Below are 20,615 nucleotides of genomic sequence, written 5' to 3' on the forward strand. Positions count from 1 at the left end.
TATCACTTAGTTTGTTCTAATGAAATATTTTTGAATTGAAATTTTACAACCATCCAGCAGAGTAATACAAAACCAACAGGTACCATGATGCAAGATAGTTCAAACCACAATGGAAGACCTAAAAATCCTAGATTATCGTTAACGCAGTAAGCACAAACAACCCATCCAAGAAGATAAATAAAAGTTAACAATAACGAAAGTATAGCTTCTTTATTAGCTTGCTTATATCGAGCATCCATATTGATTGATTGGTGAATTGAGGGTGGTTTAGATTAAAAGAAAGTAATTAACTTAGCAAGTATGTTGCAATTTATGCAACATTATATTTTAAATATATCAATTTTAGCAATATAAAAAGTAATATATATTGTCGATATTCGATTATGAATAACTCAACTATTGGAGAGAATAATGTCAAACTATTTTAATACACTTAATCTACGTGAAAAATTAGAACAACTAGGTCAATGTCGTTTTATGGCTCGTGATGAATTTGCATCAGAAGCTGATTTTTTGAAAGGTAAAAAGATTGTCATTGTAGGTTGTGGTGCACAGGGCCTTAATCAAGGTCTTAATATGCGTGATTCGGGTTTAGATATATCTTATGCATTACGCAAAGAAGCCATTGCCGAAAAACGTGCATCTTGGAAAAAAGCAACTGAAAATGGTTTTAAAGTAGGAAGTTATGAAGAATTAGTTCCAACTGCTGATCTTGTGATCAACTTAACGCCTGACAAGCAACATTCGGCTGTGGTGCAAGCTGTCCAACCACTAATGAAACAAGGTGCAGCACTAGGTTATTCACACGGTTTTAATATTGTTGAAGTGGGTGAAAAGATTCGTTCTGATATCACTGTTGTCATGGTAGCACCTAAATGCCCAGGGACTGAAGTACGTGAAGAGTATAAACGTGGCTTTGGGGTACCGACACTGATCGCTGTCCATCCGGAAAACGATCCCAAAGGTGAGGGTTTAGCAATCGCTAAAGCATGGGCAGCAGCAACAGGTGGACATCGTGCTGGTGTTTTACAATCTTCATTTGTTGCTGAAGTTAAGTCAGACTTAATGGGTGAACAAACAATACTTTGTGGTATGTTACAAACTGGATCGTTACTTTGCTTTGATAAATTGGTTGCAGATGGTGTCGATCCTGCTTATGCATGTAAATTGCTTCAATTTGGTTGGGAAACAATCACTGAAGCGTTAAAACAAGGTGGAATTACCTTAATGATGGATCGTTTATCAAATCCAGCTAAATTAAGGGCAAACGCTTTAGCAAAAGAATTGAAAGTGATTATGACTGATCTTTATCGTAAGCATATGGACGATATTATCTCTGGCGAGTTTTCATCAACCATGATGAAAGATTGGGCAAATGATGATGTTAACCTACTTAAATGGCGTAAAGAAACGGGCGAAACTGCATTTGAAAAGGCCGCTGAATATCAAGGTAAAATTGATGAGCAGGCTTACTTTGATCAAGGGGTAGTGATGATTGCAATGGTGAAAGCTGGTGTTGAGTTAGCATTCGAAACTATGCTTGAATCTGGCATTTTACCTGAATCTGCTTATTATGAATCATTACATGAATTACCACTTATTGCTAATACTATCGCTCGTAAACGTTTATATGAAATGAATGTTGTAATTTCTGACACGGCTGAGTATGGTAACTATCTATTTGCTAATGCTGCAGTCCCATTATTAAAAGAAAAATTTATGCCGATGTTACAATCGGGAGATCTTGGTAAAGGGATCCCTGAAGGGAGTGTAGATAATGCCCAATTACGTGATGTAAACGAAGAAATTCGCAATCATCCAATAGAAAAAATTGGACGCAAACTCCGTAGCTATATGATTGATATGAAACGTATTAATGTAGCAAGCTAAACTGTAATTTACAGCTAAAAAAGGTGCTTAAAAGCGCCTTTTTTTATGTTTAAAAAATTGATCTAAAAGGATCCAAATGGATCTGAATCAGATCTAACTTAGATTTTTTGGATCCTTTCAGTCATTATTTAAAATTTTTAAAAATTATATAATTAAATAATTTTTATTTTAAATTTTTATTTATTTTTTATCTAAGTTATGTTATCTTTTTGGCTAAATTTGGTTCAATTAACGAGGATAATACATCAATGAAAATGGCTTTTCGGCCGACTGATTGTTGGCGTTGGTATTTTGACAGCGAATACGATAGCCTAATGCTTGAAGTTTCATCTGAAATGTTATTTCGTTCTTGTTATCCAAGTAAAATGTTAATTCCTGATGTTTTTGGTGAATTTTCATTTTCTGTTAGCGATGCAACATCTTATTATCAATTTCATGATAGTTGCCAGTTGCTTAACCTGTCTGACTCACAAAAAATTGAATTATCCATTAACGCTATTGTTGCGGCTAATTTTTTAAAACCTCAAATGCCTAAAAGCTGGTACTTTTCTCAACAACCAATGTTATATACTCCTAAAATAGCCGATATTGTTGAGGTAAATTTACAAGAGGGTGGTCAAAAAATTTGTTTGATGGTTGTCGAAGCTGGAAAAAATGCCTCACTTTGTGTTATTGCACAGCCTTCGTTTATTGCAATGAACAAAACTTTTTATTTTGCCGAAGCAATTAAAGTTATGAATGACCGATTGCAGCCTATGTGGCAACCTTTATCTGAGCAGATGAGATTGGTAGAACATTTTGAATTAGAAGCTATTTCTTAATATCAAAAACAGAAATCAGTAAAATAGTTGTCATATTAATTTTATTCTTTTTTGGATGATTCGATAGTAATATCTCCTTTGGGAACGCAGCTACAGGCTAAAATTCGATTATTAAGTTTTATAGCTGACTGAGTTAATGCACTTATTTCTCCCTTTTTTAAAACAACTGAGCAACGTCCACAAACACCCGAACGACAGGAATAAGGTAATGCTATTTTATGTTGTTCTAACTGTTCTAAAATGGTTTGCTTATTGTTACCTTTAATAGTTTTATCTTCAAAAGTAATTGTGCAAAGTTGTGTTTCGCTTTTTATTTCTGGAGGAAAGTTTTTTATATAGTTTTTGGCTATTTGCTTTTCCAATATCTCTATTTTATCGTGAATTGAAATGGTGCCATGATTTCGGGCAATCATATTCATACCAAAATCAATTTGGCCTTGCTCATCGGCTCTAAAATACCGTAATGTTTTAAGCGGTTCATTATTAGCAAATGGTTTTGATGAATTGACATCGATTGTTGTTAGCACACAGCGAGTACAAGGTTTAACAATATCAAAAATTACCTCGCCAATTTTGATTGTCTTCCAACCATCTTCAGCAAAAGGGAGTGCACCTTGAATAATAATATTACCTCGAAATTGCCTAATATCGAGTTGTTCTGGGCATTGATGTTGTAAATAATTAAATGAAGCCTTGTTCAATAACAAATAAGGATAACCGTCAGCAAAACTAACAGGTACTTCTGGGTAGCGTTTTGTTCGACGAGTTAACTGTTGCCCAACCCATCGTAATTGTACGTCTTTATGTAGAATTTGGCTGAAAAATTGATTTACTCGTATGGGAGCAATTTGCGAGGTGAAATGATTTCCCCAAACTTCGGTTGGCTCATTACTTAATGAAAACTCATCAAGATTGAATTTTATCATTTTTGTTGGAGATATCGAAACGTATACTTCATTTTTTACTATTGATGTTTTGAATTTCAAAAGTTCAGGGTATTGCCTTGCAGTAATAAATGAACCATTGGGTTCACTAAGCATAAAAATACGATCGTGTTCAAAGCCCCCATCGCCAGTATTTGCCTTTGTCAGCGGTATGCCTTGCATCGATTTGATTGGATAGATATAGATCTGATCAATGGAAATCATAATAAATTAAATTAATTATCAATATGTTAGTATGATTATATACTTAATGCTTAATAATTTATATAGTTAAACCTCTAACTTTGTGTAGCTGATCTCTACAATGTAATAAAACGTTTTTCCATTTGGAGTGATAACGGTTATTTCATCATCAACTTTATGTCCTATTAATGCTCTTGCCACAGGGCTGTTGATAGATATCCAATTTTTTTTAGGATTAAACTCATCAGCCCCCACAATGCGATAAACGTGTAGATTTCCATTTTCATCTTCTAACTTTATCCATGCACCAAAAAATACTTTACCCTCTTGTCTTGGATCTGGATCGATAATAGTCAATGATTCTAATCGTTTGGCAAGAAAACGAACTCGTCTATCGATTTCTCTAAGTCTTCGTTTACCATAGATATATTCGGCATTTTCACTGCGATCACCAAGCGCAGCAGCATCTGATACCGCTTGGGTAACTTTAGGCCTTTCTTCTTTCCATAAATATTTTAGCTCACGATCGAGTGCTAAATAGCCCTCTCTTGTTATATAATTAGCTTTTTGCATGTTGAAGATAAATTCCGTTAATTGACAAAATATTCAGAGATACCATGGTAAATAATCAAATTAGTCATATTATAGCTGGTGAACTTATAGTAAAACCAGAACAAGTTTTAGCTGCGATTCAATTATTAGACGAAGGCAGTACTGTTCCATTTATTGCGCGATATCGAAAAGAGGTTACTGGTGGGCTTGATGATACCCAATTACGTAATTTAGATAGCCGATTGAATTATCTGCGTGAGCTTGAAGATCGTAAACAAACAATTTTAAAGTCTATAGAAGATCAAGGAAAATTAACGCCAGAATTAAGTGAACGCATTGTATCAACGTTGAGTAAAACCGAACTTGAAGATCTTTATTTGCCATATAAACCGAAGCGTCGTACTCGAGGTCAAATTGCCATTGAAGCAGGGCTTGAACCACTTGCAGATGACTTATGGCAAAATCCTTCATTAAATCCAGAAATCGAAGCAGAAAAATATCTCAATGTAGATAAAGGTATTACTGATACAAAATCAGCATTAGATGGTGCGCGTTATATTTTAATGGAAAAATTTGCTGAAGATGCGACATTACTGGCAAAAGTACGTCATTATCTTTGGAATAACGCTCATTTAGTTTCACAAGTGGTGAGTGGCAAAGAAGAAGAAGGCGCAAAATTCCGAGACTATTTTTCGCAAAGTGAACTTATTTCTAAAATTCCATCTCATCGTGCATTAGCGATGTTCCGAGGGCGAAATGAAGGCTATTTACAGCTCTCGTTAAATGCCGATCCACAATTCGAAGAGCCACCAAAAGAAAGCTATTGTGAACAAATTATTACTGAATATTTAGGTGTCCATTTTAATGATCAGCCAGCGGATAAATGGCGTAAAGCCGTTATTAATTGGACATGGCGCATTAAAATTTTAATGCACATGGAAACCGAATTAATGACAACATTACGAGAACGCGCCGAAGAAGAAGCGATTAATGTATTTGCTGCCAACTTGCATGATATGTTAATGGCAGCTCCGGCGGGTATGAAAGTGACTATGGGTATGGATCCAGGATTACGTACTGGGGTCAAAATAGCGGTTGTTGATGCAACTGGTAAATTAGTTGCGACTGAAACAATTTATCCACATACTGGGCAAGCCGATAAAGCAGCTATGATGGTGGCAGCGCTTTGTATCAAGTACAAAGTTGAATTGGTTGCTATTGGCAATGGTACGGCTTCGCGCGAAACTGAGCGTTTTTATCTTGATGTTCAAAAAAAATACCCAGAGGTCAAAGCGCAAAAAGTGATTGTTAGCGAAGCTGGAGCGTCAGTGTATTCAGCATCCGAACTTGCGGCGCAAGAGTTTCCTGATCTTGATGTGTCGATTCGAGGTGCGGTATCTATTGCTAGGCGTTTACAAGATCCATTAGCAGAGCTTGTTAAAATTGATCCTAAATCAATCGGTGTTGGTCAATATCAGCATGATGTAAGCCAAACTCAGTTAGCTAAAAAACTTGATGCTGTTGTTGAAGATGGTGTAAATGCCGTTGGTGTTAATTTGAATACCGCCTCAATGATGCTACTTGCACGTATTGCTGGACTTAATAAAGTGATTGCCCAAAATATCATTGATTGGCGTAATGAAAATGGGCAATTTACCGACCGTAAGCAGTTATTAAAAGTATCACGTTTAGGCCCTAAAGCATTTGAGCAGTGTGCTGGTTTTTTACGGATTATGGATGGTAAAAACCCACTTGATGCATCAGCGGTTCATCCAGAGGCTTATCCTGTCGTAGAGCGAATTTTAGAAAAAAATCATAAATCATTAAAAGAGATTTTAGGTGATACAAATTACTTAAAATCGCTTAACGCAGTTGATTATGTTGATGACCATTTTGGCGTTCCTACTGTAACTGATATTATTAAAGAGCTCGACAAACCAGGACGTGATCCAAGGCCTGAATTTAAAACCGCTCAATTTGCTGATGATATCGAAACGATGGAAGATCTAAAAGTTGGCATGATTATGGAAGGTTCGGTAACCAATGTAACCAACTTTGGTGCTTTTGTGGATATTGGGGTTCACCAAGATGGTTTAGTGCATATTTCGGCACTCTCAGATAAGTTTGTTGACGATCCAAGAACAGTGGTAAAAGCTGGTGATATTGTTAAAGTGAAAGTGATTGAAGTTGATATTCCACGCAAACGTATCGCTTTATCAATGCGGTTAAATGATCCTGCTATTTCGAAAGCTGACAATCGTCAATCTATTAATAAAGGGAGCGTCAATAATACCCAAAAAACGCACACATCGTCGAGTGTCAATAATGCGATGGGTAATGCATTTGCTGCCGCGTTTAAAAAAAAATAAATAAACAACATGTTAAAAATTAAGGGACGATTGTCCCTATTTTTTTATTAAAGTCCTTCCGATATATAGCTATTTTAATATTGAATATTATCAATATGAATTTTAGTTTTTTAGCAAAAATCATCAATAATAATCTGTCCAAATATTGATCTAGAACAGATAAGAAAAATGAGCAAACTTATCACCTTACCTAAATCATGTTACAATCAAAAATGGATTATTTCTTAAAAGATTTATCAGAAATAAAAATAATAGGAAAAGGACTATCAAAAACAATGAAAAAATATTTTAATGTTGTTCCACTGACATTATTGGTTATGCTGTCAGGATGTGATAAAAGTAAAGTAAAATTAACGGAAGAAATTAAAGCAACACTGGAAGATCAAGACAAACCAATTTGTTTCTATCTAGGCAAAGTAACATTCCCTTACCTTAAAAAAGATCTCAGTTATCCAGCAAACGAACGATCGGAAGTGTGGATAAATAACGAATTAAATCGGCGATTAGAAGTTTTTACAAGCTTAGGTTTATTAGACCGTTCATTAGATGCTAACAACCAAACCACAACCTATCAATTAGCTAAATTAAACAGCGACACAAAATTTAAAAAAGGTAGTTTTTGTTTTGGACAAGTGACTTTAGATAAACTATTTTTTTTAGGTATGAGCAATAATGTAAATTCATTTGCAACAGTCACTTATAATATTGAACAAATTCCTTCTTGGGTTAATAATGATATCTTTAAACAATATTTTTATGCTGGAGAGTTAGACGAAAATAAAAAAGATGCACATTTTGCCTATAGTTACCCTAAACTCATCGATGGGCAATTTCCAAATCAAATATCGTCTGATATTAAGTTAGCTAAATTGGTCAATGGTGAGTTTATCTTTGATAACGATGATTCAATAAGACAGTCATTTTTTTATAGTGAAGATGAAAACAAATGGGATCAGGAACATTTTACTTATGCATATTACGATAAAGAAAAAGTAGCAAAAATAAGAAAATATTTTTTTTCATATAATCGCATCATTAATGATTGGGGTATAGAATCAGATCCCGTATTATTTGCAAAAGCAAATCCTTCAGAAAATTTAGCTCGCTCAACTAACCAAGTTGTAATGTATTACTTTTTTGATCATGCCCTTACCCAAAATCGTATTAAGTCTGCAACAGGCGATATAAAAAACAAGTTATTGGGTCAATATCAAAATTTGCTAGATAATGGCGGCAGCTCTGTTTTTGAAATGAATTTCGATGATAGTGGGTTAGTTACTTCTTTTGTTGAGACAACTAAAAGTTATAATTATGGACTGAAGCGTAGTATTGTCGCTTCTGACGATTTAGAAACAGAAAGAACGAGCTGGAAATTTTATGATTATTTTACCATGTCTTTGCCTAGCCTAAATCAAAACTATACGAATCCGTTTGCAACCGATAATTATAATAAAACCGATTTATTTGATATTTTCCAAACAGACTATAGAACAAAATTTGTTCAAAAAATGGGTGAGTTAGATAAACTTCGCTCAGTTTCTGTCGGCTACGATGATGAAGATAAGATACTATTTTTTGATAATAATATGACATTTCAATATAATAATAAAAATCAGTTGATTTCTAGAGTGATCGGTAATGAAACATATGCTATGGAGTATAATAAACAAGGTCAGCTAATCAAATTAAAAAAATATGTTGATAACAACAAGAAAGCAACTCTTGAGTGTCAATTTTCTAAACATAATGGAAAAGGTGATTGGATAGTTAAAGAGTGTGATGATCACATGATAACTACACGAACTATTGAATATTATTAATAAATTTCATGATATTTTAATAAGTTACTAAATAAAAATCATTCAATATTAAACACTATAAAAAACTGTAGTGCCAACAATAGGGTATAAACCTTGAACACGGCACTACAGCTATGTTAGCTTAGTTACGATTACCGAATAATATGGTGATTATTCTCGAACAATGTATTCCTAATAAACATTTACGCTCAGGCATTCTTAAATAATTTAATTGTGTATAAATTGTGTTGGTTCATAATCAGAGGCATTAATTGGCGAATGTTCCTCAAAATATTGTTTTACGACATCAGCATCTCGATAACCTGTATCCACATAAGTTGGTGAAGTATTGGTTATTGGATAACCATCACCGCCTGCAGCTAAAAAATCTAGTGTAGCAATACGATATGATTTTTGTAAATCAATGGGTTCATTTTTAATTTTTACATCTTTAATATTATCACCAGATCGTGTTAGAGTGATATTTTTCAGGTGTGGATATCCACCCGAACCTTGTTTTTTATTGAGTGCTATTTTTAGGTAATCGATTAATTCGCTACCAGTCAATTCAAAATAAACAACACTATTACCAAAAGGCTCAACTTTTAGGATGTCGCGATAAGTAATATTGCCTTCAATTAATGAATCACGAATCATGCCACCAGACATAATACCAATGTCAGCCTTGGTTTTTTCAATAAAAGCGCTGAGTAATAATTGTCCCATATTACTTTGTTGATATCTTACAACACTGCGATCTCCTTCAAGGCGACCGATTAATTCACCACTTTTAACCAGTAATTGTTGTTTACCTTGTTCTTGATAAGGTTTTAAATTTTCGAGTAATGTTTTATCTTGTAAGATCTCTTTAGTGTAATATTCAAGGCGTTTTGTCCCGTCACCATTATCTACTTCTTTTTTTAGATTGATTGGAATTAACTGGTAATTTTGTAAAGTTATTTTGCCATTTAAAAAGACAAAATCAGCACGCCCAACATATTTACCCCATTCATGGGCTTGTACAATCCATGTGCCATTTTGTTTATCGGGTGCGCATGGAGTACCGGGTACATATTCGGTAATGCGTTTATTCGGGCTAGCCATACAAACGGGATTTTGCGAATGACCACCGACAATCATATCTAATTCGCCACTTTGCAATCCTCGGGCTAATTCAACATCACCCGGTGCCATCGATCCATGTTCGCCATTTTCGTAATGTCCCATATGTGTAACGGCAATAATCATATCTGGACTTTCTGTCTTTTTTATTTGGGCAATAACTTTTTGTGCTTCGGGTAATGTTTTTCGAAATTCAACGCCATCAGTATTTTTGGGAGAGGCTAAAAAAATGGTATCATCTGTGGTTAATCCAAATACCGCTACTTTAATGCCATTTAAATCAAACATTTTATAAGCATCAAAAACACGATTATCAGTACCTTTAAAGTAAGTATTGGCAGATAAAAATGGAAAATGGGCCCATTTTTGTTGCTCACGAATAACGGTTAAAGGGTGATCAAATTCATGATTACCCACCGCCATCGCATCATATCCAACTTCATTCATACCCAAAAAATCTGGTTTAGCTTGAAGTACATCTGATTCAGGAACACCAGTATTGATATCACCACCAGATAGAAGCAACAACTTTCCACCTTTCGTGGCTACTTCCTTTCTTATTTCATCAACAACTGTTTTTTGTGCAGCAAGACCATATTCACCGATATCATTTTGCCAAAAACGACCATGGTGGTCGTTAGTATGTAAAATAGTAAATTGATAAGGCTTGTTTTTCTCCCAACTTGGTGTTGTTGATTGTATTGTTGAAGCAGCCGCTATAGCGTTAACTGAAAATAGCCCCAAAACAACAAGCAGTGATATTTTTTTATTCAAATTTGAGTTATACATGGTGCCTCCTAAATCCTTATTGCCAATGATTACTCAGTAATCACTTTATAAATCAATTGTGGTTCATTGGCACAATCACTAATAATAATATTGTTATACAATTTTTGCTTAATCGCATCAAGCTTATCTGTACTAGCATGAATGGTTAACAATGCTTCGCCTTCGGCAACTTGATCGCCCACTTTTTTATGTAACACGATTCCAACCGCGGGATCAATAATATCCTCTTTGGTTGCGCGCCCAGCGCCTAGCTGCATTGCCGCAATACCAATTTGATCTGCAATAATTTTTGATACATAACCTGATTTAAGAGCCGGTAGGGCAATTTGGTAAGGTGCACTAGCCAGTTTTTCAGGATGATCAACAATTGAACTATCACCACCTTGTGCTTCAATTAAAGTTTTGAACTTCTCGATAGCTTTGCCATTTTTAATGACTTCTTGAAGTTTTGCTCTAGCTTCTTCCAATGTCTTGGCTTTATTGGCAAGCACAACCATTTGGCTACCTAATGTTAAAACTAATTCAGTTAAATCAGCAGGGCCATGACCTTTTAAAGTATCAATGGCTTCTTTTATTTCAAGCGCATTACCAATTGCAAAACCAAGCGGTTGTGACATATCTGAAATAATTGCCATGGTTCTGCGGCCAATTTGGTTACCGATATTTACCATTTCATGGGCTAATTTTTCGGAGTCCGCCATCTCTTTCATTAGTGCACCATCACCAGTTTTGATATCTAGCACAATGGCATCAGCGCCAGCGGCTAATTTTTTGCTCATAATTGAGCTTGCAATAAGCGGAATAGAATTAACTGTCCCAGTTACATCTCGTAAAGAGTATAGCTTTTTATCTGCTGGTGTTAAATTTCCAGATTGGCCAATCACGGCAAGACCGCTATGATTAACTTGATTAATAAAATCTTGTGTACTTAATTCAATTTTAAATCCTGGAATAGACTCAAATTTATCGGTGGTACCACCGGTGTGCCCAAGTCCACGCCCTGACATTTTAGCTACAGGTACATCTAAAGCAGCAACTAAAGGGGCAAGCACTAATGTCGTTGTATCGCCCACACCACCTGTTGAATGCTTATCCACTTTAATACCTTTAATTGAAGACAAATCTACTGTATCGCCCGAATGCATCATTGCGTTAGTTAAATCTGCACACTCTTTTGATGTCATACCTTGATAGTAAATTGCCATTAATAAAGCGCTAACTTGATAATCGGGAATTTTTCCGTTAGTGTAGTTTGTAATAAAAAATTGTATTTCCTCGGTTGATAGTGCTTTTCCGTCGCGTTTTTTTTCAATAATATCAACAAATCTCATAACGATACTCTCTTATATTGATAATAGGGTGAATCTTTAATTGTTAAATCACCCTAAGTGTTAATGGCTTAATTAGGAAAATAATTGAGACTAAATTAGTCCAAATCACTTGGTGAAAAAGACCAGGGTAATAATTCTCCAACAGTGGTTTCCTGAATTTTACCGTTCATATTGGTCAAAATAACTGGCATATTTTTAGCACAAAACTCGCTAATAACTTGACGACAAGCACCACAAGGTGAAATTGGTCCATCGGTATCGCCAATTACCACCAATTTTTTGAACTTACGTTTACCTTCTGATACCGCTTTAAAAATCGCCGTGCGTTCTGCGCAGTTAGTTAAGCCGTAAGAAGCATTTTCAACATTGCAACCTAAAATTGCTTCATCATCTTCAGTAATGAGCACTGCGCCAACTTGAAATTTAGAATAAGGCACATAAGCTTTAGAACGTGCTGTTTTAGCAAGCTCAATTAGTTTTTCTATTTTCATATTGATAAATCCTTTGGGGCATAATAATACTAATTAATTTTGGAGCTGAGTGTTAATCAATGATTGTAAATCAAGTCGATAAACCCCAAAACCTGAGTCATCTTTTTCGATAAAGTGAATAGGGTATATTGAATGTTTTTCAATATAATCTTTAGCTTCATCAGTTGGTGATGATTCAAAACGAATATCCAAATTGGTATCGCTAGTAATTGGGGCAATTCGCCAATTATTGTCGACGGTAACCTCCACAGCGCCGTATTTTTGGGTGGTGTTGGTGATATAAGCTGAAAGAATCACTCTTAAATCATCAGGTGAATTAAATTTGACATTTTTTTCACCTGTTCCCGGAAATATACCGCTATAAGCACGATAATTATTGGTGGCAATTAAAAATGTTTGGTTAGGATCAATTGGTTTTTGTTGATAAGTAAGATTGTTAATTCTTTCTGATGAAGGATTAACTAGCTGACAATTTGCATCATAACGTGGTGGTTTAGTGACATCTATTTGATAATTGACCCCGTCAATCGTATCAAAATTATAGGTTCTAAATTTGTCCCAATTAATCAAATATTGTGTTTGGGATGAATGGGGATCGATTTGGTTATAGACACCAGCTGAGCATTCTAACCACTCTTTAACATCTTTACCTGTCAATTTTATGGCAGACAAAATATTCGGATAAAGGTAGATATCTGCGGCATTTCTAAATGACAAATTACCCTTTTTAACATCAACAAAAGCGCTAGGATCGTTTTTCCTGCCGCCAGCTTTAAATGGTGCAATGGCCGATAAAACAGGTAATCCATCAAGGTCAGGATCGCCTTGAACAAACTGCTTAACATAATCGATCTGTGCATCGCTAATAATTTGTAAGGCAGAGCTATCTTCAACCAAGGCTAAATAGCTGGTAATATCAGTTAAAACCTTACCAATTGGTTTACCAACAAATTCACGCGTACCTTGGTGATCTTTGGTTAGAATATCAACAATTTTTGGGTCTGCTTCAACTAGTGCTTTTTTATTTTTGACATCATAAATCGGTCTAGCTTCAGATTTGCCTGACGTCACTTGCCAATTAGATTTATCGCCATCAAGCACTAAATCCACCACGCCCAAATGGTTACCCCAATGTCCGGGCATAACAGCAGGCACATGATTAATGTTACCAGTTTTGATATCGGTATTTGGTAATGATTTAAACTCCTCGCTCGGGAACACACCATGGGCGTGGCCAAACATAATTGCATCAATACCTTTAACCTGACTTAAATAATAAACCGAATTTTCGGCCAAAGCTTTATAAGGTTCAGAAGAAACCCCCGAATGGGGAATAGCAATAATGATATTAGCACCTTGCTTTTTCATTTCTGGAATCAAGTGCTTGGCTGTTTCGGTAATATCTTTAACCACAACTTTACCATCAAGATTAAGTTTGTCCCATTGCATAATTTGCGGTGGTACAAAGCCAATGTAACCAATTTTTATTGTTTGCTTATTGCCGCTTCTATCAATGACGGGGGTATCGACAATAAGATATTGCTTAAAGAACGGCTTATTGGTTTTAGCATCATAGACATTTGCATTAACATAAGGGAATTTAGCGCCAGCAAGGCTTTTTTGTAAAAATTCCAAGCCAAAATTAAATTCATGATTACCAATATTACCAACAACATAATCAAGCGTATTGAGAGCTTTATAAACTGGATGAATATCGCCATCATTAAGGCCTTTATGCACTGCATAATCAGCCATTGGGCTACCTTGAATCAAATCGCCATTATCGACAAGCACACTATTTTTTACTTCACGTCTTGCTTGGTGAATCAAATTAGCTGTTTTGGCTAATCCAAAAGCATCGATGGATTGATCTTTAAAATAATCATAATTCATCATATTACCGTGCAAGTCGGTTGTTTCGATAATCCTTAAATCAACCGTTTCAGCACACGCCGCGCCAGAAATAAATAGGGCTAAAAAGGTGAGGGATAACTTAGTTTTTTTCATGCAAATCTCCTATTATTCTGACAACTAATTTAGTTAATGGGTATGGCTAGCAACAATTTTTGGTATTCTAACAAGCGTTCAATAATTGCTGGGTGATATTTTTGGTCACTGATGCATGTTTCTAATAATTGCTTATCATCAGATGTAAAATATGCCAGAACTTTGCCAATCAATTGATTTTTAACTTCGTTTTCAACAAATGCCGCCTGAACACCACAGAGCGTGATATCAAGCAATTCTAATCGTGAAAATGCGAAAATCGATTGGGCAATGTGATACTCTTTTTCGATATCAGTGCCAAAAATCCCTGCATCATCGGTATTTAGCGTAATACGAACGCCTTGGTCGTAAAGCTGCCTAATGGGGTGCTTATAAATATCGCCATGCAGCTCATTAACTAAAATTCGATTGCTTGTTAAGGCAATTTCAAGGGTGACTTTTTTATCGATCAGTTCACGAATGAGCGCTTTGTCTTCAATGGCGCGAATACCGTGCCCAATTCTGTTTGCACCATGTTTAAGAGCTTGAATAATACTTTCGGCTGAATCTATTTCGCCTGCGTGGTACGATTTTTTTAAATTAAGCTGAGCGGCTAATTCATGGGCGGCTTTAAAATCATCAAAATGGCCAGCTTTTTCATTACCTGCGATATTGAAACCGGTAATCAACGGATGAGAGTTATTTTGAATAAATTGCAGAGTATCATAAACCACATTCGCACCAAGATGTCTAACACCAATTACATGATATCGCACAGTAATATCATATTGCTGACTAACGTCAATAATAGCCTTATCCATCTGCTTTAGCGTTTGGTGAAATCTATCTTGATTCCAAATAACTTGCCCGTCGTGGGATGGTGTTGCACAGATATGAAAAGGGGAGATAAACAGCTCGCAATAAATTAACCCTTGTTTAGCATTTCTAAAAAGAAAATCATAAGTAATGTCATAATAATCTTCAGGATTTTTTAGAAAACTAGAAACGATATCATACGTTTTAATAAACTCTTCAAACTTAGATTCGTCGTACGAATATCTACCATTTTTATACTCATTAGCATCATATTGGCCCGGTAGATAACATAAAGTTGTAGGGAACGGAATATTGTTTTTTTGGGCTAACTGGCGAGCCATCATTGGGGTAATACTCCCTTCAATGTGCTCATGTAATATGACTTTGGGTATTATTTGATTTTTCATTAGAAATTTAATCTATTTAAATAAGCTAAATGGGCTCTGGTAATAATGATATAAACACTTATCAAAAAGCTCAAAATAGCATACTAACATTGTGAATTATAAACTCAGTTAGTGTACCTTGATCAGATACCTTTCAGCCATTTATTTTGTATTACTGATTGATTTTTTGTGTGGTAAATCATATTTCTAAAGCTGACTGATTGATAATTAAAAAGGCAACAACCTATATTGTTGCCATTATATTGGTAGTGCTAAATTTAATCTACCACACAATAAATGATTAATTAATAGCTTGAGCTGTTTCTTTGTTTGAATGTTCGTTTTTAAAAATCAACATAAACACAATAGCTAAAACTAAAGCATAACCTGAAAAAACAAGCCAAACAGCATGCCAGTTTACGGTTTTCCCTGAAGTATAATAATCGACCACGAAACCACTAGCCATTGTTCCTAAATAAGCGCCGATCCCATTGGTCATCATCATAAATAACCCTTGTGCACTATTACGGATATCGGGTGAAACTGTTTTTTCAACATACATGGAGCCTGAAATGTTATAGAAGTCAAAGGCACAACCATAAACAATCATTGATAGAAGTAATAATACAAAACCGAAAGGAGAAGGATCGCCGTAAGCAAATAGTCCAAAGCGAGCAACCCAAGCAAATATACTAATTAACATAACATATTTAATACCAAGGCGCTTCATAAAAAATGGTACAAATAAAATAAATATCACTTCTGAAATTTGTGAAATAGAAAGTAATACAGCAGGGTATTGAATTGCTAAGCTATCTTTGAATTCTGGAATATCATCAAAACTATGCAAAAATGAATTACCGAAGGTATTGGTAATTTGTAAAATACCGCCTAAAAAAGCTGCAAATAGAAAAAAGATAACCATTTTAGGTTGTTTGAATAACACAAACGCATCTAACCCTAATGAGCTAATAAGTGATCTTTTTTTATCTGTGTTTTGTGATGTCGAAATAAATGGAAGTGTTAATGAATACAAACTTAGTAAAAGAGAACCCGCAGCGGCGATATAAAGTTGTGTATTGCTAGCTTCTAATTTCAAAAAGCTAACTATCCACATTGCAACGATGAAACCGATAGTACCATATATCCTAATTCCTGGAAACTGAGTGATAACATCAAGTCCTTGAGAGTTCAAACATGAATAAGAAATTGAATTTGAAATAGCGATGGTAGGCATAAAGGCTAAACAATGAATTAACATAACAATTGTCATCATTAACGGTGATGTAATAGATGCAGCAATAATTAGTGTTATAGCACCAATTAGGTGACAAAGAACATAAAGGCGATTAGCTGGTATCCATCTATCGGCAACAATACCGAGTAAACTTGGCATAATTAGTGAAGCAATTGCCATCGAACCATATACAGAAGCTACCTCAATACCAATAAAATTTAATTGATGCTCAAGATAATAATTTAAGGTGATTAACCAGCTTCCCCATATGAAAAATTGCAGAAAAAATATTATTTTAAGTTGTAACTTGGTGTTCATTTTGTTTCCTTATTAAACAAGATTTTTATAACCTACTACACATAAATATGAATAACGCATTTTAAAACTGCTATCGCTATCAATATTGATTAGCTAAAAAAAATGGCAGTTATTCTGCCATTTTTAGTTTCAGTTTTGATTTAATAATACCGACTCTAGTGCAACGGTGATCATTTCTTTAAAGCCTAATTGTCTTTGCTCTGCCGACATTGCTTCGCCTTTTCGAATATGATCCGAAACCGTGCAAATGGCCAGTGCTTTAGCGCCATATTCGGCAGCAACCCCATAAATCCCAGCTGCTTCCATTTCAACACCTAAAATATTATATTTTTCCATTACGTCAAACATATCAGGCTCAACGCTATAAAAAAGATCGGCAGAAAAAATATTACCCACTTTCACATTTACACCTAACTTTTTAGCTGCATTAACGGCATTACAGGTCAAATCAAAATCAGCGATAGCGGCAAAATCATGATTTTTAAAACGTAAGCGGTTAACTTTTGAATCGGTACATGCGCCCATTCCAACAATAACATCACCCACATTAACATTAGGGCTAATTGCACCACATGAACCAATACGAATAATGTTTTCAACACCATAAAATTTAATCAGTTCGGTTGCATAAATAGAGCAAGATGGAATACCCATACCATGCCCCATAACTGAAATCTTTTGGCCTTTATAATAACCTGTAAAACCTAACATCGATCTTACATTAGTTACTTCTTGGGCATTTTCTAAAAATGTTTCTGCAATAAATTTTGCCCGTAGAGGATCGCCAGGCATTAAAACGGTTTTTGCAAACGCATTATCAATGGCATTAATATGCGGGGTAGACATTAACTTCTCCTGATATTTATTACTAAGTCGGTATGACTCAAATTTAAATTACTTCTTTTTTATAAACGATTTACCGTAATCCATTGGCGATAAATCAAAATAATCGGCAACACTTTGTCCAATATCGGCAAATGTTTCACGATGACCTAAAGATCCTACAGGTACACTGTCGCCATAAACAATGACAGGGATATGTTCGCGAGTATGATCGGTACCAGCCCAAGTTGGATCGCAGCCGTGATCGGCACTGATAATAAGCAGATCGCCGGGTTCAATAAGTGCTAACATTTCAGGAAGACGACGATCAAAATATTCTAACGCAGCAGCATAACCCGAAACATCACGACGGTGGCCATAAGAAGAGTCAAAATCGACAAAATTGGTAAAGACAATAGTATTATCTTTAGCTTGTTTGATTTCTTCAAGTGATGCATCAAACAGTGCTTCAAGACCGGTTGCTTTCACTTTCTTGGTGATCCCAACGTGAGCATAAATATCGGCAATTTTACCAATTGATACTACTGTGCCGTGTTTTTCATCAACCAATTTTTTAATCATCGTTGGTGCTGGTGGTTCAACAGCAAGATCGTGACGGTTACCTGTACGTACAAATTCTCCCGTTTTTTTACCTACAAATGGCCTTGCAATAACACGGCCAATATTGTAATTACCCTTATTTAGCTCATCGCGAGCAATTTCGCAAACTTCATACAGTCTATCTAAACCAAAAGTCTCTTCATGACAGGCAATTTGGAATACTGAATCAGCAGAAGTATAAAAAATAGGCTTATTAGAAGCCATATGCTCTTCACCCAATTCATCAAGGATAATGGTACCAGATGAATGACAATTACCAAGGTAACCAGGGAGTTTAGCGCGGGAAACAATTTTATCTAAAAGATCTTGAGGAAAGCTGTTGGTGGTATTGGTAAAATAGCCCCAATCAAAAAGCACTGGCACGCCGGCGATTTCCCAATGTCCTGACGGCGTATCTTTACCAGAAGAAATTTCACTCGCATAGCCATATGAGCCAATAATTTCACCTTCAGTTTGCATACCTTTGGGATAATGGCCAGTCGATTCGTACGCCGCTTTGATTAAACCTAATTTACCTAAATTTGGCAATTTTAATGGTCCACTACGGCCTTGTTCAGCTTGACCTAAAGCGCAAGCCTCAGCAATATGTCCTAAAGTGTTAGCCCCTTCATCGCCATATTTTTTGGCATCTTCAGCGCCGCCGATCCCAAACGAATCTAGGATCATAATAAATACTCTTTTCATAATATCCTCTAACTGATAAACAACACTTAACTCAAGTACAATCGATATAATCAATCACTGCTAATCAAATACCGACGACTATTTTGGGGCTAACAATAATTTATAAAATATCACTCGTATATTTGCCATATATAATAACAAAAAACAAAAAAGATTTAAGCATTGCTTTAATCAAATAGTTGAATATTTGTTTAAATAATGTCATTAATTTGAATTGATTCATACTTTTTATAAAAAAATAACATCGTTTTAGTAAAATGCAGACAACAGCAAATTTATAAAAAATTCAAATGCATTCATGACCAAATAAATCATCAAATAACATCAACCCTGTGATAATATAGAAAGCAAGTACAATAGAGCCCAAACTATAACAATAACAGATAAAATCGAATTGAACTTGGGCATCTACTTTCACAAAATAAAGGTAATGATTAATGAAACAAAAAATTCCTAACACATTTGGTCTAACTGTTTTTGCTCAAAAAGTTATTACTGTCACAACAGTCGAACAATTACAACAAATTTGGCAAGATAACTTGTCGCATTTACCTATTATGATTATTGGTGAAGGCAGTAACACTCTTTTTACCTGTGATTTTGATGGTATTGTGGTTGTTAACCGCATCAAAGGCATCACAATAACCGAAACCGACCAAGCGTGGCATTTAAAAGTTGGTGCAGGTGAAATTTGGCACGATATTGTATCGCAAACGATAGAACAAAATATATCAGGACTAGAAAACCTCGCATTAATTCCGGGGTGTGTTGGTTCGGCACCTATTCAAAATATTGGTGCTTACGGAGTTGAATTTCAAAAAGTAGCTGATTATGTGGAATTGCTTGAGCTTGCCACAGGTAACATCATCACAGTCACCGATGGTCAATATGGTTATCGTGAAAGCATCTTCAAAAAAGCATATTTGCAAGGTTATGCGGTTATCAATGTTGGTATTAAACTACCCAAACAGTGGCAACCAGTATTAACTTACGGTGAATTACGAAATTTTGACCCCCAAAATGTCACCCCAAAAATAGTCTTTGATAAAGTGTGTGAAATTCGCCGCAGTAAATTGCCCGATCCCAAAGTTCTTGGCAATGGTGGAAGCTTTTTTAAAAACCCTGTGATCGACAAAATTGAGGCAGACAAATTACTTGAAATTTACCCAAGCATGCCAATATATCCACAAGTTAACGGGCAAATAAAATTAGCAGCAGGTTGGCTTATCGAACAGTGTGGTCTAAAAGGCTATCAAATAGGCGGAGCGGCGGTACATCAACAACAAGCGCTGGTATTAGTCAACAAAAATCAAGCAACAGCACAAGATGTAGTTGAATTAGCTCGTTATATAAAAAAATGTGTATTACAAAAATTCTTGGTGAGTTTATCGCCAGAAATCCGATTTATCGGCAACAAGGGCGAAATTGAAGCAGACAGTTATTTGTAATTAACT

At 35.4% G+C, this 20,615-nt stretch carries 15 protein-coding genes and 1 pseudogene; 5 read left to right on the forward strand and 11 right to left on the reverse strand.

Features of this window, described 5'->3' with window-relative positions:
* Window positions 1–2: 2 nt before the first annotated feature.
* Window positions 3–239 (reverse strand): YhdT family protein, encoded by a 237-nt coding sequence (locus ACYH9I_RS09200; RefSeq protein WP_483560459.1) that lies wholly within the window; start codon window positions 237–239, stop codon window positions 3–5.
* A gap of 172 nt (window positions 240–411) precedes the next feature.
* On the opposite strand from ACYH9I_RS09200, the gene ilvC reads away from it, so the two are divergent.
* Both ilvC and ACYH9I_RS09210 read left to right on the forward strand, forming a co-directional pair.
* Window positions 412–1,890 carry a ketol-acid reductoisomerase gene (ilvC, locus tag ACYH9I_RS09205; RefSeq protein WP_483560460.1) on the forward strand — a complete coding sequence of 493 codons (1,479 nt, stop codon included), beginning with the start codon at window positions 412–414 and terminating at the stop codon, window positions 1,888–1,890.
* Between the two features lie 248 nt (window positions 1,891–2,138).
* A complete protein-coding gene (locus ACYH9I_RS09210) occupies window positions 2,139–2,711 on the forward strand; it encodes a cell division protein ZapC (RefSeq protein ID WP_483560461.1) in 573 nt (190 codons plus the stop codon).
* A 41-nt stretch (window positions 2,712–2,752) separates the two neighbouring features.
* On the opposite strand, the gene ACYH9I_RS09215 is transcribed toward ACYH9I_RS09210, so the two are convergent.
* Both ACYH9I_RS09215 and greB read right to left on the reverse strand, forming a co-directional pair.
* The gene (locus tag ACYH9I_RS09215; protein WP_483560462.1) at window positions 2,753–3,859 is read right to left on the reverse strand and encodes a YcbX family protein; all 1,107 of its coding nucleotides are present in this window, start codon (window positions 3,857–3,859) and stop codon (window positions 2,753–2,755) included.
* Window positions 3,860–3,925: 66 nt separating this feature from the next.
* The gene (gene greB, locus ACYH9I_RS09220; RefSeq protein WP_091347290.1) at window positions 3,926–4,411 is read right to left on the reverse strand and encodes a transcription elongation factor GreB; all 486 of its coding nucleotides are present in this window, start codon (window positions 4,409–4,411) and stop codon (window positions 3,926–3,928) included.
* Between the two features lie 44 nt (window positions 4,412–4,455).
* Here greB and ACYH9I_RS09225 point away from each other — a divergent pair.
* Together ACYH9I_RS09225 and ACYH9I_RS09230 are read left to right on the forward strand one after the other, a co-directional pair.
* Window positions 4,456–6,622: pseudogene (locus ACYH9I_RS09225) on the forward strand (Tex family protein); the annotation flags it as partial.
* A gap of 334 nt (window positions 6,623–6,956) precedes the next feature.
* A complete protein-coding gene (locus ACYH9I_RS09230) occupies window positions 6,957–8,579 on the forward strand; it encodes a hypothetical protein (protein ID WP_483560463.1) in 1,623 nt (540 codons plus the stop codon).
* 207 nt (window positions 8,580–8,786) lie between these two features.
* Here the strand turns inward: ACYH9I_RS09230 and ushA are convergent, their stop codons facing one another.
* The 8 genes from ushA to ACYH9I_RS09270 form a co-directional block, all read right to left on the reverse strand.
* Window positions 8,787–10,469, reverse strand: coding sequence for a bifunctional UDP-sugar hydrolase/5'-nucleotidase UshA (gene ushA, locus ACYH9I_RS09235; protein WP_483560464.1), 1,683 nt, complete (start codon window positions 10,467–10,469; stop codon window positions 8,787–8,789).
* Between the two features lie 29 nt (window positions 10,470–10,498).
* Entirely contained in the window at window positions 10,499–11,800 is a 1,302-nt protein-coding gene (locus ACYH9I_RS09240) for a pyrimidine-nucleoside phosphorylase (RefSeq protein ID WP_483560465.1), read from the reverse strand.
* A 95-nt stretch (window positions 11,801–11,895) separates the two neighbouring features.
* Window positions 11,896–12,291 carry a cytidine deaminase gene (locus ACYH9I_RS09245; protein WP_091347280.1) on the reverse strand — a complete coding sequence of 132 codons (396 nt, stop codon included), beginning with the start codon at window positions 12,289–12,291 and terminating at the stop codon, window positions 11,896–11,898.
* A 33-nt stretch (window positions 12,292–12,324) separates the two neighbouring features.
* Complete coding sequence (locus tag ACYH9I_RS09250) at window positions 12,325–14,298, reverse strand: bifunctional 2',3'-cyclic-nucleotide 2'-phosphodiesterase/3'-nucleotidase (RefSeq protein WP_483560466.1); 1,974 nt, start codon at window positions 14,296–14,298, stop codon at window positions 12,325–12,327.
* 29 nt (window positions 14,299–14,327) lie between these two features.
* Window positions 14,328–15,500, reverse strand: coding sequence for an adenosine deaminase (gene add / locus ACYH9I_RS09255; protein WP_483560467.1), 1,173 nt, complete (start codon window positions 15,498–15,500; stop codon window positions 14,328–14,330).
* Window positions 15,501–15,780: 280 nt separating this feature from the next.
* Window positions 15,781–17,034 carry a nucleoside permease gene (locus tag ACYH9I_RS09260; protein WP_483560468.1) on the reverse strand — a complete coding sequence of 418 codons (1,254 nt, stop codon included), beginning with the start codon at window positions 17,032–17,034 and terminating at the stop codon, window positions 15,781–15,783.
* Between the two features lie 129 nt (window positions 17,035–17,163).
* Complete coding sequence (gene deoD / locus ACYH9I_RS09265) at window positions 17,164–17,880, reverse strand: purine-nucleoside phosphorylase (RefSeq protein ID WP_091347273.1); 717 nt, start codon at window positions 17,878–17,880, stop codon at window positions 17,164–17,166.
* Between the two features lie 48 nt (window positions 17,881–17,928).
* Window positions 17,929–19,161, reverse strand: a complete 1,233-nt coding sequence (locus ACYH9I_RS09270; RefSeq protein ID WP_483560469.1) for a phosphopentomutase — start codon at window positions 19,159–19,161, stop codon at window positions 17,929–17,931.
* Between the two features lie 437 nt (window positions 19,162–19,598).
* Here ACYH9I_RS09270 and murB point away from each other — a divergent pair, with 437 nt between their 5' ends.
* Window positions 19,599–20,609 (forward strand): UDP-N-acetylmuramate dehydrogenase, encoded by a 1,011-nt coding sequence (gene murB / locus ACYH9I_RS09275; protein ID WP_483560470.1) that lies wholly within the window; start codon window positions 19,599–19,601, stop codon window positions 20,607–20,609.
* Window positions 20,610–20,615: the final 6 nt, after the last annotated feature.

The sequence above is a fragment of the Gilliamella sp. X-23 genome (assembly GCF_057063545.1).

Coding starts and splice junctions, on each gene's coding strand:
- ACYH9I_RS09200 (WP_483560459.1), bottom strand. CDS start 239: ATGGATGCTCGATATAAGCAAGCTAATAAAGAAGCTATACTTTCGTTA.
- ilvC (WP_483560460.1), top strand. CDS start 412: ATGTCAAACTATTTTAATACACTTAATCTACGTGAAAAATTAGAACAA.
- ACYH9I_RS09210 (WP_483560461.1), top strand. CDS start 2,139: ATGAAAATGGCTTTTCGGCCGACTGATTGTTGGCGTTGGTATTTTGAC.
- ACYH9I_RS09215 (WP_483560462.1), bottom strand. CDS start 3,859: ATGATTTCCATTGATCAGATCTATATCTATCCAATCAAATCGATGCAA.
- greB (WP_091347290.1), bottom strand. CDS start 4,411: ATGCAAAAAGCTAATTATATAACAAGAGAGGGCTATTTAGCACTCGAT.
- ACYH9I_RS09230 (WP_483560463.1), top strand. CDS start 6,957: ATGTTACAATCAAAAATGGATTATTTCTTAAAAGATTTATCAGAAATA.
- ushA (WP_483560464.1), bottom strand. CDS start 10,469: ATGTATAACTCAAATTTGAATAAAAAAATATCACTGCTTGTTGTTTTG.
- ACYH9I_RS09240 (WP_483560465.1), bottom strand. CDS start 11,800: ATGAGATTTGTTGATATTATTGAAAAAAAACGCGACGGAAAAGCACTA.
- ACYH9I_RS09245 (WP_091347280.1), bottom strand. CDS start 12,291: ATGAAAATAGAAAAACTAATTGAGCTTGCTAAAACAGCACGTTCTAAA.
- ACYH9I_RS09250 (WP_483560466.1), bottom strand. CDS start 14,298: ATGAAAAAAACTAAGTTATCCCTCACCTTTTTAGCCCTATTTATTTCT.
- add (WP_483560467.1), bottom strand. CDS start 15,500: ATGAAAAATCAAATAATACCCAAAGTCATATTACATGAGCACATTGAA.
- ACYH9I_RS09260 (WP_483560468.1), bottom strand. CDS start 17,034: ATGAACACCAAGTTACAACTTAAAATAATATTTTTTCTGCAATTTTTC.
- deoD (WP_091347273.1), bottom strand. CDS start 17,880: ATGTCTACCCCGCATATTAATGCCATTGATAATGCGTTTGCAAAAACC.
- ACYH9I_RS09270 (WP_483560469.1), bottom strand. CDS start 19,161: ATGAAAAGAGTATTTATTATGATCCTAGATTCGTTTGGGATCGGCGGC.
- murB (WP_483560470.1), top strand. CDS start 19,599: ATGAAACAAAAAATTCCTAACACATTTGGTCTAACTGTTTTTGCTCAA.